The 2,775-nt window shown below is 46.3% G+C and carries 1 protein-coding gene; it reads left to right on the top strand.

Annotated elements, in window-relative coordinates:
* Positions 1 to 2,354, top strand: a 2,354-nt coding sequence (locus OEM52_14755) for a T9SS type A sorting domain-containing protein (protein MDK9701393.1), incomplete at its 5' end; no start/stop codon positions are given.
* Positions 2,355 to 2,775: the final 421 nt, after the last annotated feature.

The raw sequence follows: 2,775 nt of genomic DNA, 5'->3' as shown, positions 1-2,775 counted from the left end.
ACTTACACCAATCTTTTTCCACCTTACACCGTGCGGAAGCACAAAGCGTGGAAGCGCAGGGTGAACTCCCCTGGAAGAATAATTATTTCTTGGGGAATGATTCGACAAAGTGGGCACCGAATTGCCGCAACTTTTCTACCGTGATTTATCGGGAAGTGTGGGATGGCATCGATATCGAATGGTATGAGAATGATGGCAAGTTAGAATTCGATTTCATCGTCCATCCCGGTTTCGATCCCAGTCAAATTCGGATGTCCGTGGAGGGGTTAGAGGGGGATCGGATTTCGGGGTTCGGGGCTCAAGAAACTGGATTGTCATTGCGAGGCAGCGCAGCGACGAAGCAATCTCATTTGGATAAAGGGAACAGGGAACCGGAGACAGGGAACGGTGAAAATGTTCGTGACCTGCTACGCGATTCACGAACTACTGGAGGAACTACTTCTCGAACCCCGAGTCCCGAATCCCGAGCCACTGTCCCCTGTTCCCTGTCCCCTGTTCCCGAACTTCGGTTACAAACATCGTTGGGGGAATTGCGAACAGCACTGCCGAGTGTGTATCAAGTATCGGCGAATGGTACCCGCAATGAAATCGAAGCGGCATTTGAACTCACCGACAAAAACATCTTTGGGATTACGCTCCCGAACGGTTACAACCCCGACCATTCCTTACGTATCGATCCCCTCATCTACAGTACGTTTTTAGGGGGTACTGGCGATGATGCAATCCAAGCGATGGTAGGTGATGGAAGTGGCGGAGTTTTTCTCACCGGTTGGGCAAGGAGCACTGATTTTCCGACTACACCGGGCGTTGGTCAACGCACGAACTGGGGCGGATCCGATTGCTTTGTTACCCACCTCGATAGTACCGGTACTCAACTGATTTATAGCACTTATATCGGTGGCAGCGATGATGAGGATGGGTCTGCAATTGTTTCCGATCAAATTGGTGGAGTTGTATTGACCGGTTCGACAATGAGTTCTAACTATCCGACAACACCAGGAGCTGTACAACGGCTGTTTGGCGGTTATTACGATTGTTTTGTCACACGTCTGAATAGTACAGGTTCTGCTTTGATGTTTAGTTCGTATTTAGGAGGAAGTAGCTTTGATGGTGGAACTGGTATTGTTTTTGACAATGAACAGAATATTTATATTCTTGGAGTAACTTTATCAAACTCTTTTCCGACCACTAATGGTGTATTCGACCGCACATTCAATGGAGGAAATGATTGTTTTATTCTGCACATGAGTAGTCTTGGTACATCCATTATACAAAGTACATTTTTAGGTGGGTCAGGCGATGATGGCGGAATGCTATTTCGAGATGATCAAACAGGAGATATTATTGTTGTTGGCTCGACTTCAAGTCAGAATTTTCCTACTACGCAATCATCTTATTGCCCAATTTTTAACGGTGGTAACTATGATTGTTTTCTTACGAGATTAGATTGGGGATTAACTTCACTAATTGCGAGTACATTTGTTGGTGGTTTAGGTGTTGATGGGGTTGGAAATGCTCGATACGAAAATGGAATTGGAGTATCGATAACAGGTTCAACTTCAAGTCAGAATTATCCAACAACGATTGGAGCATACGACCAAACATTCAATGGTGATCGTGACATATTTGTATCGCTTGTCGACAATAGTTTTTCTAATATCGTTTATAGTACTTTCCTAGGCACACAAGGCAGTGAATTTGCGATGGACATTGAACGTAATAGTTCAAACGATATCGTCATCACAGGTCAAACCTCGAGCTCAAACTTTCCCACGACCATTGGTGCCTTCGATACATCTTATAATGGCGGAGCTAACGGCGACTGTTTTGTTTCGATGTTCGATAGTACTTGCTCACATTTGCTTTACAGTACTTTTTTGGGTGGAAGTGGCTTTGACCGAGGATATTTCATCGCCGCCGACAATAACGATGATGTTATTGTCGCTGGCTACACATCGAGTGCCGATTTTCCTACTACAACTACTTCGTTCGATCCCACTTACAATGGCGCGGTTTACGATGGCTTTGTCACTAAACTAAATTTAGTTGCCGATACCAGTAACTTGGCAACAGAACATGAGATGTTGCCTCATTCCTTCTCGCTTTCACAAAACTACCCTAACCCCTTCAACTCTTCGACCACAATTTCCTACTCGCTTCCGAAACCGGGGCATGTCGACCTGAGGTTATTCGATATCACCGGTCGTGAAGTGGCTACTCTTGTGAACCAAAAACAGCAAACCGGAAGTTATCAAGTGACCATCGATGGACAGAAACTTTCGTCGGGAACCTATTTCGTGCAAATGCAAGCAGGGGAATTTGTCAAGACGCAGAAGATGGTGCTCTTAAGGTGAAAGGTGTAGGGTGTAGGGTGAAGGGTGAAAGGTCGGCGCGGTTGTCAACCGCGCTTTTTGTTGTGCAAGCCCAAAGGTCGGCTGCCAGCCGCCTCTTCGATACTAAAGGAGATTACCTGCGGTGAGCCCTGCGGGGTTGCTTCGTTATCCGCCGTTCGGCGGATTCCTCGCATAGACAATCGCAGACAAGATTGTCTGCGCTACAAACAGAACGGGCTTGGAAACCCGTAACCACCCATTCGCAGACAAGATTGTCTGCGCTACAAACAGAACGGGCTTGGAAACCCGTAACCACCATAAAAGTTAAAGAAAATATCGCTCACCGGGAATCCAGTTTCAACCAACGTTTTTCATTGACAATTACCTCTATCCACCCCATCTTACCTTTGTCATCGTTCGAGGGGTCTCCACTCATGCGGAT

It is taken from the genome of bacterium (genome assembly GCA_030247525.1).
In the GTDB taxonomy this organism is placed as follows: domain Bacteria; phylum Electryoneota; class JAOADG01; order JAOADG01; family JAOADG01; genus JAOTSC01.
The sequence above is the reverse complement of the archived record's forward strand: the minus strand, read 5'-3'. Positions and strand labels throughout refer to the sequence as shown.